Origin of the sequence: Streptomyces sp. NPDC051555 (genome assembly GCF_044454405.1) — a bacterium.
Classification (GTDB): domain Bacteria; phylum Actinomycetota; class Actinomycetes; order Streptomycetales; family Streptomycetaceae; genus Streptomyces.
Map to the genome: position 1 here is coordinate 226,046 of NZ_JBITDP010000006.1, position 12,682 is coordinate 238,727.

At 73.0% G+C, this 12,682-nt stretch carries 11 protein-coding genes; 5 read left to right on the forward strand and 6 right to left on the reverse strand.

Annotation, left to right across the window (positions count from 1 at the left end):
• Nucleotides 1–62: 62 nt before the first annotated feature.
• The 4 genes from ACIBEA_RS15815 to ACIBEA_RS15830 all read left to right on the forward strand — a co-directional run bounded on the left by ACIBEA_RS15815 (nucleotide 63) and on the right by ACIBEA_RS15830 (nucleotide 3,192).
• Complete coding sequence (locus ACIBEA_RS15815; protein ID WP_399261112.1) at nucleotides 63–545, forward strand: MSMEG_6728 family protein; 483 nt, start codon at nucleotides 63–65, stop codon at nucleotides 543–545.
• 25 nt (nucleotides 546–570) lie between these two features.
• Entirely contained in the window at nucleotides 571–1,782 is a 1,212-nt protein-coding gene (locus ACIBEA_RS15820) for a spore photoproduct lyase family protein (RefSeq protein WP_399261446.1), read from the forward strand.
• A 68-nt stretch (nucleotides 1,783–1,850) separates the two neighbouring features.
• Nucleotides 1,851–2,612, forward strand: coding sequence for an isocitrate lyase/phosphoenolpyruvate mutase family protein (locus ACIBEA_RS15825; protein WP_399261114.1), 762 nt, complete (start codon nucleotides 1,851–1,853; stop codon nucleotides 2,610–2,612).
• Between the two features lie 235 nt (nucleotides 2,613–2,847).
• Nucleotides 2,848–3,192: a beta/gamma crystallin domain-containing protein gene (locus tag ACIBEA_RS15830; protein ID WP_399261116.1), complete on the forward strand. Its 345-nt coding sequence runs from the start codon at nucleotides 2,848–2,850 to the stop codon at nucleotides 3,190–3,192.
• A 229-nt stretch (nucleotides 3,193–3,421) separates the two neighbouring features.
• Here the strand turns inward: ACIBEA_RS15830 and ACIBEA_RS15835 are convergent, their stop codons facing one another.
• The 6 genes from ACIBEA_RS15835 to ACIBEA_RS15860 form a co-directional block, all read right to left on the reverse strand.
• Nucleotides 3,422–3,820 carry a hypothetical protein gene (locus ACIBEA_RS15835; protein WP_399261118.1) on the reverse strand — a complete coding sequence of 133 codons (399 nt, stop codon included), beginning with the start codon at nucleotides 3,818–3,820 and terminating at the stop codon, nucleotides 3,422–3,424.
• Between the two features lie 148 nt (nucleotides 3,821–3,968).
• Nucleotides 3,969–4,754, reverse strand: coding sequence for an SDR family NAD(P)-dependent oxidoreductase (locus ACIBEA_RS15840; RefSeq protein WP_399261120.1), 786 nt, complete (start codon nucleotides 4,752–4,754; stop codon nucleotides 3,969–3,971).
• A 75-nt stretch (nucleotides 4,755–4,829) separates the two neighbouring features.
• Entirely contained in the window at nucleotides 4,830–5,519 is a 690-nt protein-coding gene (locus ACIBEA_RS15845) for an NAD(P)H-binding protein (RefSeq protein ID WP_399261121.1), read from the reverse strand.
• Between the two features lie 77 nt (nucleotides 5,520–5,596).
• Complete coding sequence (locus ACIBEA_RS15850; RefSeq protein WP_399261123.1) at nucleotides 5,597–6,463, reverse strand: geranyl diphosphate 2-C-methyltransferase; 867 nt, start codon at nucleotides 6,461–6,463, stop codon at nucleotides 5,597–5,599.
• Nucleotides 6,460–7,602 (reverse strand): Camphene synthase, encoded by a 1,143-nt coding sequence (locus tag ACIBEA_RS15855; RefSeq protein ID WP_399261125.1) that lies wholly within the window; start codon nucleotides 7,600–7,602, stop codon nucleotides 6,460–6,462. The genes ACIBEA_RS15850 and ACIBEA_RS15855 overlap by 4 nt, the downstream gene beginning before the upstream one ends.
• The gene (locus ACIBEA_RS15860; protein WP_399261127.1) at nucleotides 7,599–9,020 is read right to left on the reverse strand and encodes a family 2B encapsulin nanocompartment shell protein; all 1,422 of its coding nucleotides are present in this window, start codon (nucleotides 9,018–9,020) and stop codon (nucleotides 7,599–7,601) included. The genes ACIBEA_RS15855 and ACIBEA_RS15860 overlap by 4 nt, the downstream gene beginning before the upstream one ends.
• A gap of 761 nt (nucleotides 9,021–9,781) precedes the next feature.
• Here ACIBEA_RS15860 and ACIBEA_RS15865 point away from each other — a divergent pair.
• The gene (locus tag ACIBEA_RS15865) at nucleotides 9,782–12,625 is read left to right on the forward strand and encodes an AAA family ATPase (protein WP_399261129.1); all 2,844 of its coding nucleotides are present in this window, start codon (nucleotides 9,782–9,784) and stop codon (nucleotides 12,623–12,625) included.
• Nucleotides 12,626–12,682 lie beyond the last annotated feature (57 nt).

Below are 12,682 nucleotides of genomic sequence, written 5' to 3' on the forward strand. Positions count from 1 at the left end.
GTCGCCACCGGGCGATGGGCTGAAAGGGCTGAGAGCGTGTCGTAGGAGGTGAGGAGAGCGCCGTGCAGACGTTCCTTCCGTTCGCATCGTTCCGGGCCACGGCAGCTGTGCTCGACGGGCGCAGGCTCGGGAAGCAGCGGGTCGAAGCCGTGCAGGTGCTGCGCGGTCTGGTCGTGCCGGGGTACGGCTGGCGCCGACACCCGGCCGTACGGATGTGGGCGGGCTACGAGGAGGCTCTCGTGCGCTACGGACTCGACGTGTGCTCGGTCTGGACGGCCGAGGGACGTCGTGACACCTGCGCCGTCACGCTGGTCCAGGACTTCCGCGGATGGCTACCGGGTGGCGCGCCGAGGACGCAGGACGAACTGGAAGCGGACGGCGACCTGCCGCCCTGGCTCGGCGCACCGGACTTCCACCGCAGCCACCAGTCGGCGCTGGTGCGCAAGGACCCGGACTTCTACGTCGGGCACTTCCCGGGGGTGCCGAACGACCTGCCGTACGTCTGGCCGGCATCCGACCGCGACGAGGGAATCCAGGATGCCTGAGGCCGAGATCCCGCAGGAGCCGCACATGGGCCAGGAGCGACACGAGGGAGCACCGCCCCACCGGGACCGACCGGCGGGTGGTGACCCGGACGCACTGTTCGCCCTCGACGACCTCGACACGGGGCAGGAACGCCTTCCCCCGCCCGGCACCGGTCCGCTCTTCCGCGACACCCCGGCCGCCCGACGCCTGCTCGCGGTACGCGAGATCCGCGCCGAGCCCGCCGCCGCGGCCTCCCCGCGCGGCAGGCAGGTCCTCGCCCGCTTCCCGGACGCCGAGATCGTCCCCGTGGACTCGCACTGGAACATTCCGGACCTGCACGGCAATGCGGGGAACGTCGACCGGTGGGTTCGGATCAAGAGCGAGGTCCTGGTCCTGGGGGAGAAGAAGACGCTCACGACCCGCCCCAACGGACGCTCGGCGGACTGGATCGCCCCGGGCGCCGCCAACGGCTGCGCGATGGCCTGCGCCTACTGCTACGTCCCGCGCCGCAAGGGGTACGCCAACCCGATCACGGTCTTCACCAACAGCGACCGCATCATCGCCCACATCTCGCGGCACGTCGCGCGCCTCGGCCCCAAGACGGAGGCCAACCAGTGCGATCCGACCGCTTGGGTCTACGACGTGGGAGAGAACAGCGACTGCTCCGTCGACGCCCTGATCAGCGACAACGTCAGCGACACCATCCGGGCCTTCGCCCGGTGGCCCTCCGCCAAGGCCTGCTTCGCCACCAAGTTCGTCAACCCGGACCTCCTCCTGCTCGACCCGCGCGGCCGGACCCGCGTCCGGTTCTCCCTGATGCCGCAGGCCGACTCCAAGCTGTTGGACATCCGCACCAGCCCCGTGGAGAGCCGCATCGCCGCAGCCGGAGACTTCCTGGAGGCGGGGTACGAGGTCCACTTCAACCTCTCACCCGTCGTACTGCGACCGGGCTGGGAGACGGACTGGGCCGAGCTGCTGCGCCACCTGGACGACGTACTGCCGGCGCCGGTCAAGGACCAGGCCGCGGCGGAAGTGATCATGCTGACGCACAACGAGGGCCTGCACGACCTCAATCTCGGCTGGCACCCGCGCGCCGAGGATGCCCTGTGGCGCCCCGACCTCCAGGAGCCCAAACGCTCCCAGAACGGCAGCTGGAACGTCCGCTACCGGGGCGGAGTGAAGTCCGCAGCCGTCGAGACGCTGCGCGCGCTCGTCGCCACCCATGCCCCGTGGCTCAGGATCCGCTACGCCTTCTGACGCCGGTACGCCTGCCCGCCGGTACGCCCGCACGCCGTCCGGGCCGTTCCGGGGGTAGCGTGCCGGGCATGGACCTCCGCACCACCGCCCAGCGCGCTCAACGCCTCAAGCACCTGCACGGCGCGTACAAGCCGCTCGTGTTGCCGACCGTGTGGGACGTCTGGTCGGCCCGTACGGCGGTCGGGGCCGGTTTTCCGGCGCTGACGGTCGGCAGTCATCCGCTCGCCGAGTCCCGGGGGGCCGCAGACCACGAGGGGCAGACCTTCGAGGAGGTCCTCGCCGCCGTCAGGCCGATCATCGCGGCGGTCGACGTCCCCGTGTCCGTGGACCTGGAGGCCGGGTACGGACAGGAGCCCGCGGACCTCGTGGCCGGACTCATCGAGGCCGGCGGTGTCGGCCTCAACATCGAGGACACCGTCCATTCGGACGGTGGACGGCTGCGCAGCACGCAGGAGCACGCGCGCTACGTCGCCGGCCTGCGCGCGGCGGCCGACGACGCCGGGGTCCCCGTCTGGGTCAACGGGCGCACGGACGTCTTCCTGCACGCGGACGACCCCTCCGCCGTCCTGGACGAGGCGATCGAGCGACTGCGGTCCCTGGAGCGGGCCGGAGCCGACAGCGTCTACCCGGTCCGCATCCAGGACGACGACGACCTGCTCAGGGTCGTGATCGGCGCCGTAGGCATTCCCGTGAACTCCACGGCCCACCCCGTCAAGCACGACCTCGAACGCTTCCGCCGCCTCGGCGTCGGCCGGATCACCTACGGCCCGCTGCTGCAACTCGCGATGACGGACGCGATGAAGGCCGCGCTCGGGCCCTGGGCGCCGTAGGCGACCCGGGTCACGCGGCCTGAAGCGTGACCGATCGGCAATGAGCCACATCAAGGATTAAACGTTTCATCTTCGACGTAGATGCTGAAAACGGGACATCGTGGCGCCAAATCCATCCGTGCACAGCCGAGTTGATTGCATGGCGCACCCATTGCACAGGAGTCTTGATGTGCACCCGCGAAGACCTCGTGGGTGCCTCAGCCGCTCGTTTTCTGTGCAAGGAGAGTGCGTGCGCATGAATACGAAGAGGTTCCTCCGGTCCGCCGCCGTGGCATTCGCCGCGGCAGCGTCGCTCACCCTGACCATCCCCGGCAACGCCTACGCCATCGACCACGTCGAGTGCCGCGGCGGCGAGAATTTCCTGAAGATCTGGTCCCACAGCGGCGGCTCCAACAGCGTGGACTGCTACGCGAACAAGGGCCGGACCAACTTCGGAGGCTGGTGGGTCGACAGGATCTCCACCGGTAACAACGACCTCATCTACTACGACGACAACGGCGACTCCGTGCGGATCAACCGCTGGACCGATATCACGTTCCCGAACCGCCCGCCCAAGGTCAACTCCATCGAGATCCTCTGAGCTCTGAGCTCTGAGCTCTGAGCTCTGAGCTCTGAGCTCTGAGCTCTGAGCTCTGAGCTCTGAGAACTGAGAACTGGGGCCTGAGAGCTGGGGCCTGAGGCATCTGAGATGCAGAGTTCCTGAGGCCCCGTCGGGATTCCCTCGCAGGTCCGGGTGCCGCCCCCCGGCCCTTGCTCCGCGGCCTGCGGGGGAGTCCTGCTCGGGCCGGTGCTCCCCTCGCCCTTGGCGTTCAGAACACGATGTCGTGGACGACCAACCCGAGGACGAGGAGGACCAGGGCGAGGACGATGCCGCAGGTGAGGCGGAACCGGAAGATGCTCCAGAATTCCGCTCGGCGGCCCTCAGGAGTGTCGGTGCGCCAGACCGACGGGATGTCGACCCGACCCTCGGCGATGGCCGCCGCGGCCCGCCGCACATCCCCGGGATGGTAGTCGTAGTACGTCGGCGCCGTCCCGTACGTGCCCCGGCTCTCCCCGCCGTACCGACGGGTGCGGACGTCCGCACGACCGGCGGTACCGGGCAACCAGTCCGTACGTATCGGCCACAGCGCGGCGACTTCGTGGCTGCTCAGCCACGGCTCCTCCTCGTGCTCCGATTCGGGTGCCCCTGGATCCGGTGTGCGCGGCATGCTTCCCCCTCGACGCGGCAAGCCCCCAGTACACACCCGCCGCTCCGCACGCCGACTGCGATGCGGCGCTTTTGTGACAGGGATCCCGACTTCCCGGAACCGGCACGGGAACCGCCACCGGCACCGCACCTGACACGGCCGGCCCGGCCTACTGGGCCAGGTATCCGCCGTCGACCGGGAGGACGGTGCCGGTGATGAAGGAGGCGGCGTCGGAGGCGAGGAAGGCGATGGCCCGGGCCACTTCCGCGGGCTCGCCGAGCCTACCGAGCGGGTGAAGGGCCGTGATGCGGTCGAGGTACTCGGGGCCGCCGGGCTCGTCCGCGAGGCGCCGGACGCGCTCGGTGCGGATGGTGCCGGGGGCCACCGCGTTGACCCTGATGCGGCGCCCGGCCCACTCGACCGCGAGGTGCTTGGTGAGCCCGGAAGCGACGAACTTGGCGGGCCCGTAGGCGGCCTGGCGGGCCTGGCCGGCCAGGCCGGAGATCGAGGAGACGCAGACGACGGACCCGCCGGTCTCCTGCCCGGCCATCTGCGCGATGGCGTACTTGCAGCAGAGGAACATCCCGCGGCCGTCGACGGCCATCACCCGGTCCCAGTCCTCCGCGCTCGTTTCCAAGAGGTCCGACAGCGGCAGGATCCCCGCGTTGGCGACGAGCACGTCCAGCCCGCCGCCCGCCGTCACCGCGGCGTCGGTCATCCGCTCGGCGTCCGCGGGCCGGGACACGTCCCCGGTCACCACGGTCACCTCGTAGGCGTCGCCCCGGTCGGCGCAGTCGCGCCGCAGCGCGCTGAGCCCCGCGGTGTCCAGGTCAGCGGCGGTCACCCGGGCCCCGAGCCGGGCGAAGAGGGCCGCGGTGGCCCGTCCGATCCCGCTGGCAGCGCCCGTGACCAGGCACGACCTGCCGGTCAGATCGACGAGTCCACCAGCCTGCACGCCGCACCGCCTCCGTTCGCGGGGCAGGTCCCTACCCCGCCACCGGCCTCCCCAACGAGCTGGAGGCCGTACCGGTTACGCCCGGCCGCCGGCGGCGCGTTCCGGAGCGAGGGTCAGGAAGTCGTCGTGGGTACGGACCCGGAGCCCGGGCCGGTCCTCCGCCAGCGCGGCGATCATCGCCGCGGCGAGCCGGCCCGCGGGCACCGGCCGGTAGGGGCGGGTGGGCCCCACCAGCAGCGGGGCCAGCACGCTCGCGGCGCCGCTGCCGAGCCCCTCGCCCCGGCGGTGCGCAGGCCGGCGCCCGAGGATGAAGGAGGGCCGGAAGAACTCGGTCTGCGGGTAGCCCAGCGCCGTCACCTCCGCTTCCATGTCCCCCTTGACCCGCAGGTAGAAGGTCCGGGAGCCGGAGCTCGCGCCGACCGAGGAGACCACCGCGATCCGCTCGGCGCCCGCCTCCCGGGCCAGCCCGGCCACCCGCACGGTGTGGTGCTGGTCCACCTCGCGGAAGGCTTCTTGCGAGCCGGCCTGCCGGATGGTGGTCCCCAGCGCGCCGTACACGTCGGCCCCACCGGGCCCGAGGGCCAGGTCGCCGGCCCCGAGCTCGGCGAAGTCCACCACCCGGGTGTCCAGCCGCGGGTGTTCGAGGGCGAGCGGGCGCCGGGCCAGCACGGTGACGCGCGTATACAGCGGATCGTGCAGCAGCCGCGCCAGCAGTTGTCCGCCGACCAGTCCGGTGGCTCCGACCAGGAGCGCGCTACGGGTCACGGGAGGTCCTTTCCGCTGCCGACGGCCGGCCCGCCGGTGTCTGCGCAGGATGCCACACGGGTGTGGGTCCGCCGGCGTCAGACGCGGTCCGCCGCGATGAGGAGGTAGTGGAAGCTGCCTTCCTTGTAGGCCGTCAGGAAGGCTTCCTCGATGCCGGTGGCGAGGTGGGATCGAGCGCGCAGTTCCCAGTAGGGGATGGCCTGAGGAGTGAGGTCGGTGACGGTGATGGGGGTGAGGCCGTTGGCGGCGAGGGCGTTGAAGTAGGCGCTGCGGGGGTGGATGTTGCAGGTGTAGTGGGTGTCGATGTGGCTGACGGCTTTGGAGCGGCCGCCGGTGAGGTCGTTGGAGCAGCCGGTGATGCAGACGTAGCGTCCGCCGGGGGCCAAGGCGCGTGCGAATTCGGCGAAGGCCTGGTCGAGGTCGACGTACATGGTGGTCTCGTTGGTCCATACGGCCTGTCGGGAGCCGCTTTCGAGGCCGGTGTCGAGCATGTTCCGGAAGTGGAAGCGGACGTGGTCGTCGACGCCGTGCTCCCGGGCCTGGCCGTTCGCGAAGTCGACCTGGTACTGCGAGATCGACACGCCGTCGACACCGCAGCCGAAGCGCTCGTGGGCCATGAAGGAGGTGCCACCACGGCCCGATCCGGCGTCCAGGAGCCGGTGTTCGGGGGCGATCGGACCGAGGTGGTCGAGGAGGAGGTCGGCCTGGGCGCTCTCCAGCCGGTGGAGCTCGCGCACGAGGCGCTCCTCGCGGTCGGCTCCTTCGGTGCGCAGGACGGCAGGGTCGTAGTCGCCGATGCCGTAGTGGTGGTGGTAGAGCTCGTCGACGTCGCCGAGGAGGACGTTGACCTCGTCGCCGGTGTGGGTGTTGTCCCAGTAGGCGGCGATGGCCCGCTGGTAGTCGGTGCGCAGCACGGTGCGGGCGGTGTGGGGGGCGGCGGTCATGTACGGTCCTTGTCCTGGTGGGCGGGCTGGTGGTCCGGTTGGTGGTCGGGTCGGGCGGAGTGCCGGTGGTAGCGGGCCGCGGTCCGGTGCCAGGCGAGGCTGCCGGCGCACCAGTCGAGTACGCCGTCGAGGAACCGCCGCAGTTCGCTTCCGCCGAGGTGGGCGAGGTGCTCCCGCTGCTGGTGGAAGCGGGCCATGAGCTCGTTGTGAAGGCCTGCGCTGATGCGCAGCGCCTCCTGGGGTGTGCAGCGTTGTTCGTCGCGGACGGCGCGCGGGAGGTTGAAGTCCCCGTCGAAGGTGTGTTCTTCGACGGCGGCCGAGTAGATGTCGTTGGCGATGCAGGCGGCCAGGGCCGCGGTCCCGGCCGCGTCGAGTACGCCGGGACGGGCCCAGACGTCGGCGGGCAGCCGGTAGCCGTCCAGGGCGTCGATGACGGTCATGCAGGGAAGGAAGCTGTTGGCCTGCCGGTTGACCAGGTACTCCCACACCCGCGGTCGGTGGCCGGTGGCACGCCAGGTGGCTTCCTGGGCGAGTGCGCAGAACAGGGTCCGCAGGGTGTGCAGGACCCGCTCCGACTGATCGGGGGTGGTGATGCGCCGCAGGTGGCCGACGGCGGACCGGAGTCCTTCGAGCGCGGGGTCCTCGCGGGTGGCCGCGGTGAAGGCGTTCTCGTAGCGGTCGGGCAGGTGCACCCGGCCCAGGACCGCGGAGGCGGCCGCCAGCCGGGATCCCAAGAGGCCGGGGGTCGCGCCCAGGGACGGGTCGTCGCAGTAGTGGTCGTCCATGGCCCAGATGGCGAGCGTGCAGCGGGCCGGCACCATCAGCAGGTCCTCGTTCTCGACGCCCGGGTAGCAGAGCGCGGCCAGCCGCCCGAAGCCCGCTTCACGGACCCGCTCCAGGCGCCCGTGGTAGAGGCCGATCTCCTCGGCCCACGCCAGGACGCGCTCGTCGAGACGCGCGGCCAGCCAGGGATCGTCGCGGCGCGGCGGCGGACACTCCAGCCGCACTCCGCCCACCACGGCCTCTGCTGCCGGCCCCGGCCACCGGGCAGCGGTCCGCCGTGCCGTGGCCGTTGGCGGCCCGGTGAACCGGCGGGCGGCCGATGTGCCGGTCCCGGTGGGCCCGGGCAGCGGGCTCACGCCAGCTCCGGGGGCCTGTTGTAGTGGCCGACCTCGACGTTCTCCAGGACACCGAACGCGCTGGGCAGCAGCGGAACGACCGAGTAGTAGTTGCTGACCAGGTACGAGAGCACCGCCCGGTCGTCGATGCCCATGAACCGCACGGACAGGCCCGGTTCGTACTCGTCGGCGATGCCCCTCTGGTAGAGGCCGATCACCCCGCCGCTCTCCTCGCCCGTGCGCAGCGCGATCACCGAGCTGGTCAGATCGCCCGAGATGGGGATCTTGTTGCAGGGCAGGAACGGGATGCCCCGCCAGGCCAGCACGTGGTGCCCGTTGAACTCGGTGCCCGTGGGGCAGATCCCGGCGCGGGTGCACTCGCGGGCGAACGCGGCGATCGTTCGCCGGTGCGCCAGGAGGAACTTCGTCTGCCGGCGCATCGAGACCAGCTCGTCCAGATCGTCCGGCGTCGGCGGCCCGTGCCGGGTCGAGATCCGCTGCTGCGCGTCGACGTTGTTCAGCAGACCGAACTCGGGGTGGTTGACCATCTCGTGCTCCTGCCGTTCGCGCAGGGCCTCGATCGTGAGCCGCAGCTGCTGCTCCGTCTGATCCTGGGGGCCGTTGTACAGGTCCCCGACGCGGGTGTTGATCCGCAACACGGTCTGGGCGACGCCGAGCGGGTACTCGCGCGGCGAGACCTCGTAGTCGACGAAGGTGGCGGGCAGGTGGGCTTCGCCGTCGTGTCCCGAGGCGATCGCGATGTCCGCCTCGCCCCGGCGCGACATCGCCGGCCGGGAACGGGCGGCGTAGTCGGCGATGTGCGCCGCGAGTTGTGGCGCGGCGGAGCGGATCCTCTTGAAATCCTTGCGCGGAAGGACCAGCACCGTGCAGGCGGTCACCGCCCGGTAGGTGTACTCCCAGGTGCTCTTCCCGGCCAGACACGCATCGCCGAAGTAGGACCCCTCGGCGAGAATTCCGTGCGAGACCGACTCCGTGTACGCGCCGGCGGTGAAACGGTCCACCTTCCCGCGCGCGACGAGCACGAGCCGATCGGTCTTCTCCGCGGCACGGGCGAGCACGGTTCCCGGCTCGACCTGCCGCTGCTCGAAGGCCCCGGCCACGGCGTCGAGCAGCGCATCCTCGGCGAGGTCCCGCAGGAGCGGGATCTGACGCAGGGTCCGGGACAGCACCCGGGTGCGCGCACCGGCGGTGTCGAACGCCACGCGTCCGTCGCCGAGCGTGAAGGCCAGACGCCGGTTGACCCGGTAGGTGCCGCCGGGGACGTCCACCCAGGGCAGGACGCGCAGCAGCCATCGGGAGGAGATCCCCTGCATCTGGGGAACGGACTTGGCCGTGTGGGCGAGGTTCCGGGCGGCGTCGCTACCCGTCGCCGTCGGTTCGACCGGTGATTCTTCCAGCCGGGATATGGATGCGGGCACGGCTGACTCCCTTCATCGGAACGAGGGGGATGCGACGGACGGAACCCGGTGGGCAGGTCCCGCGGCCGCACGGGGTGCCTGAGCCGACGCCGTTGATGCGGGTCGGCCTCATGACCACCAGTCCAGGGCAAGGCATCTCAACCGGCAACATGACATGGGCTGTTCGGGCGGCCGCCATGTTCCGAGCCCTGACCACGACTCACCCCGGAGCCCAGCCGCGCGAAGAGGGGAAACGATTCTGCAATGGGCCGGGACGAGCCGGACGGGTAGCAGAACTCCGCCGACACGGGGCCACGCTGGGCTGAACCGGGCGCCAGCACCCGAAGGCATCTGCGGTGGTCTGCGGCGCAATGCCCTGCGGCTTCGCTCAGGTTGTGTCAGAGATGCGCGCCAAGGGGGTGTTTCGGTCCAAATGACGGCCTCGGACTCCGGGCCGGAACGTCGGGCCCGCACGCGGGGACACCGGTGGTCCGGGGGCCGCGAGGGCGGTGGCCGGGCCTCTGGTCGATCGGCCCCCGGCCCGGTGGGACGTGGGCGGGGGCGGGCCGCACGCGGGTCCGAAGCGCGATCGCGGGCTCGGTCGCGGGCCCGGTGACGGACGACGTCCCACCGCGGTCGGGGTGCCTCCTCACGGTGACCGGGCGGCTCTTTCCGGTCACGGACCGGGGTCTGCGCCGAGCAGCCGCCTCGTAGTCTGGGACCGGCTCGCTGGTTCTCTCGGGGAACCGCGACAGCTCGTCGATCGTGGCCAGGAGGGGTACATGGCAGTGCGCGGGGAGATCGGCCGCAGTACGGAGACGGCCCGGCTCGGTGCCGCTCTCGAACGGGCCCGCACCGGTCTCGGTCCGGCCGTGGTGGTGGTCCGGGGGGAACCGGGCTCGGGCAAATCGGCGCTGCTGGAGACGTGCGCCGCACGGGCGGCGGCCGGCGGGTTCCGGGTCGCCTCGGTCCGTGCGACCGGGTCCGCGGACCGCCCCTACGCCTCGGCCGACCGGCTCCTCGCCCTGCTCGGAGCCGCGGCGCCGACCGGCCCGGCCGGCGCCGACGAGATCCGGCACCGACTGGAGGCGACCCGCGTGCGCGGTGACGCTCCGCTCCTGCTGTGCGTGGACGACCTGGACCGTCTGGACCCCGGCTCCCTGCGCTGGCTGCGCGACCTCTCCCGCACACCGCCGCCCGCACCCCTGCTGATCGTCGTGAGCGCCGCGCTGCCGGGCACCGGCTCCGGGGCGGTCACCGCCCCCGCCCGCGGCGCCGCCACGTCCCCCGCCGTCGCCCTCCTCGCCGGCGCCGACCTCGTCGAGTTACGAGGACTCCCACCGCACGCCCTGCCCCGGGCCGCCGAACGATGTCGGATCGTCCTCGGCGCCCGCACCGCCGCCGTCTGCGCCGAGCTCACCGGCGGCAACCCCGCCCTGCTGCACGCTCTGCTCGCCCCGCACGCGGACACCACCCCCACGGCCGCCGCGCTCCGGGCCACCGCCGCCTCCGGCCCCCTCCCCGGCGCCGACCGCTGGCTGGCCGGGCTGGGCGAACCGGCCCTGGCCCTGGTCCGCGCGGTCGCCGTGCTCGGCGCCGACGCCGAGGTCACCGACAGCGCGGCCCTCGCGGGACTGCCCGTCGGCGCGACCCTCGCCGCCGTCGACGAGCTCGTCGAGGTCTGCGTCCTCGCCAACCGGACCCCGCTGACCTTCCGTCACCCGCTGCTCGCCTCCATGGTCCTGGGCCGGATAGCCGCCGGTACCCGGGTCGCCCTGCACCTGCGGGCCGCGACCCTGCTGCGCGGGCGGCACGCCGCCCCCACCACCGTCGCCCGCCACCTGATCGCCGCAGGACCGGTGGGCGAGGACTGGGCCGTGCGCCAACTCCGCTCCGCGGCGCACCGCCTGGAACGGGACGGCAGGCCGGAGGAGGCAGCCCATCACCTGCGCGGCGCCCTGCGCGAACACCTGCGCCCCCACGAACGCTCCGCCGTCCACCGCGAACTCGCCGAGATCGACGCCTTCGTGGACCCCGAGCGGGCCGCCCGGGTGCTCGACACCGCCCGCCAGGAATGCGAGATCCCGGCCCTGGCCGCCGACTACACCCTCGCCCTCGCCGCCGTACTGACCGAATGCGGCCGTGCCGATGAGGCCGTGTCCGTCCTGGACGAGACGGCCGCCCGGTTCGAGCGGAACCCGGGGGCCGGTTCGTGGCAGCTACGCCTGCGCCTGCACAAGGAGTTCACCTTCCGGCGCGGCCCGCTCTGGCAGGCGGCCACCGACCCGCTCGGTGACCTGGTCCTCGCCTCCCCGCACCGGGGGCTGGTGGGCCGGGAGGTCGCGGCGCTGCGAGCGGCCCGCGAGGTCGACGCGGGCCTGGACCGGGCCGCCGCGGTCCGGCACGCCCGGCAGGGACTGCCCCGGGGCACCGGACGGGTGCCCGGCTGCTCGGTCGGGCTGCTCTGGTACGCCTGCGGAGCGCTGCTGGCGGCGGGCGAAACGGCGGAGGCGTGGAGCCTGTGCGGCCGGGGCCGGCTGCACGCGGGCGCCCGGCCCAGCCGCTGGGAACACGTCCGGATGGAGCTGATCTGCGCCCGGATCCTGCGGGCCCGGGGGGACCTCGCCGCCGCCGAGGCCACCCTCGCCCCGGTGGCGGACCAGCTGCTGCCGGCCGCTGCCGGTGGGCTGCCCTCGGCGGTGGCCGTGGTGGCGGCCCTGGCCGAGGTGCGGGCCCTGCGCGGGGAACCCGCGGCGGCCCGCGCACTGCTCGCCGAGGCCCGGCTGGACGGCGGGCCGTTGCCCCGGCGCCGCGATTCCGCGTACGCGCTGATCGCGCGGGCCGCCGCGCACGAGGACACCGACCCCGCGCGGGCCACCGCCGACCTGCTCGCGGCGGGCCGCCTGCTGGAGGAAGCGGGGGTGCGCAACCCGGCCGTGCTGCCCTGGCGCTCCCGGGCCGCCCGGCTGCTCGTCCGGCAGGACCAACGGGCGCGTGCCGCCGCGCTCGCGGTGGCCGAGCTGGCCGTCGCCCGCCGCTGGGGCACCCCGGAGTGCGTCGGCACCGCGCTGCACGCCGTGGCCCTGACCGAGACCGGGCACCGGCGGACGGAACTGCTCGACGAGGCGGTCGCCCATCTCACCCGCACCCCGGCCGCCCTGGAACTCTGCCTGGCCCGTTTCGACCTGGGCACCGCCCTCGCGGGCCGGGGCGAGACCGACCGGGCCCTGGCCGAACTCGCGGGTGCGGCCGAACTCGCCCGCGCCTGCGGGGCCGGGGCGCTCCTGCACCGCGCCCGGGAGGCCGCCGGTCGACTCGTCGCGCCCGGCCGCCCGGACCCGGGCTCCGCCATCGCGCCGGCGCCCACCGGGGCCCCGTACCCCGGCCGCCGTGCCGCGACGGCCGCCGATGCGCCGACGGTCGCCCGCACCGACCCGCGGCTGAGCGGGCTCACCCCCCAGGAGCAGCGCATCGTCCATCTGGCGCGGGACGGGCACACCAACCGGGACATCGCGGGGCTGCTCTTCCTCGCGGTCCGTACGGTCGAGTTCCACCTCTCCGGCGCCTACCGCAAGCTGGGGATCCGCGGCCGCCGCCAGCTGTCCGAGGTCTTCGGCACCGGCTGACACCGGCTGAACGGTCGGCGGCTGGTCGAACCGGCCGTTCCAGCGCGCGCCGTGCCC

Bases quoted from the DNA above. Each gene is read 5' to 3' on its own strand.
- ACIBEA_RS15850 (WP_399261123.1), bottom strand. From the start codon at position 6,463: ATGACCGCCGCCCCCCACACCGCCCGCACCGTGCTGCGCACCGACTAC.
- ACIBEA_RS15825 (WP_399261114.1), top strand. From the start codon at position 1,851: ATGGACCTCCGCACCACCGCCCAGCGCGCTCAACGCCTCAAGCACCTG.
- ACIBEA_RS15865 (WP_399261129.1), top strand. From the start codon at position 9,782: ATGGCAGTGCGCGGGGAGATCGGCCGCAGTACGGAGACGGCCCGGCTC.
- ACIBEA_RS15830 (WP_399261116.1), top strand. From the start codon at position 2,848: ATGAATACGAAGAGGTTCCTCCGGTCCGCCGCCGTGGCATTCGCCGCG.
- ACIBEA_RS15820 (WP_399261446.1), top strand. From the start codon at position 571: ATGGGCCAGGAGCGACACGAGGGAGCACCGCCCCACCGGGACCGACCG.
- ACIBEA_RS15835 (WP_399261118.1), bottom strand. From the start codon at position 3,820: ATGCCGCGCACACCGGATCCAGGGGCACCCGAATCGGAGCACGAGGAG.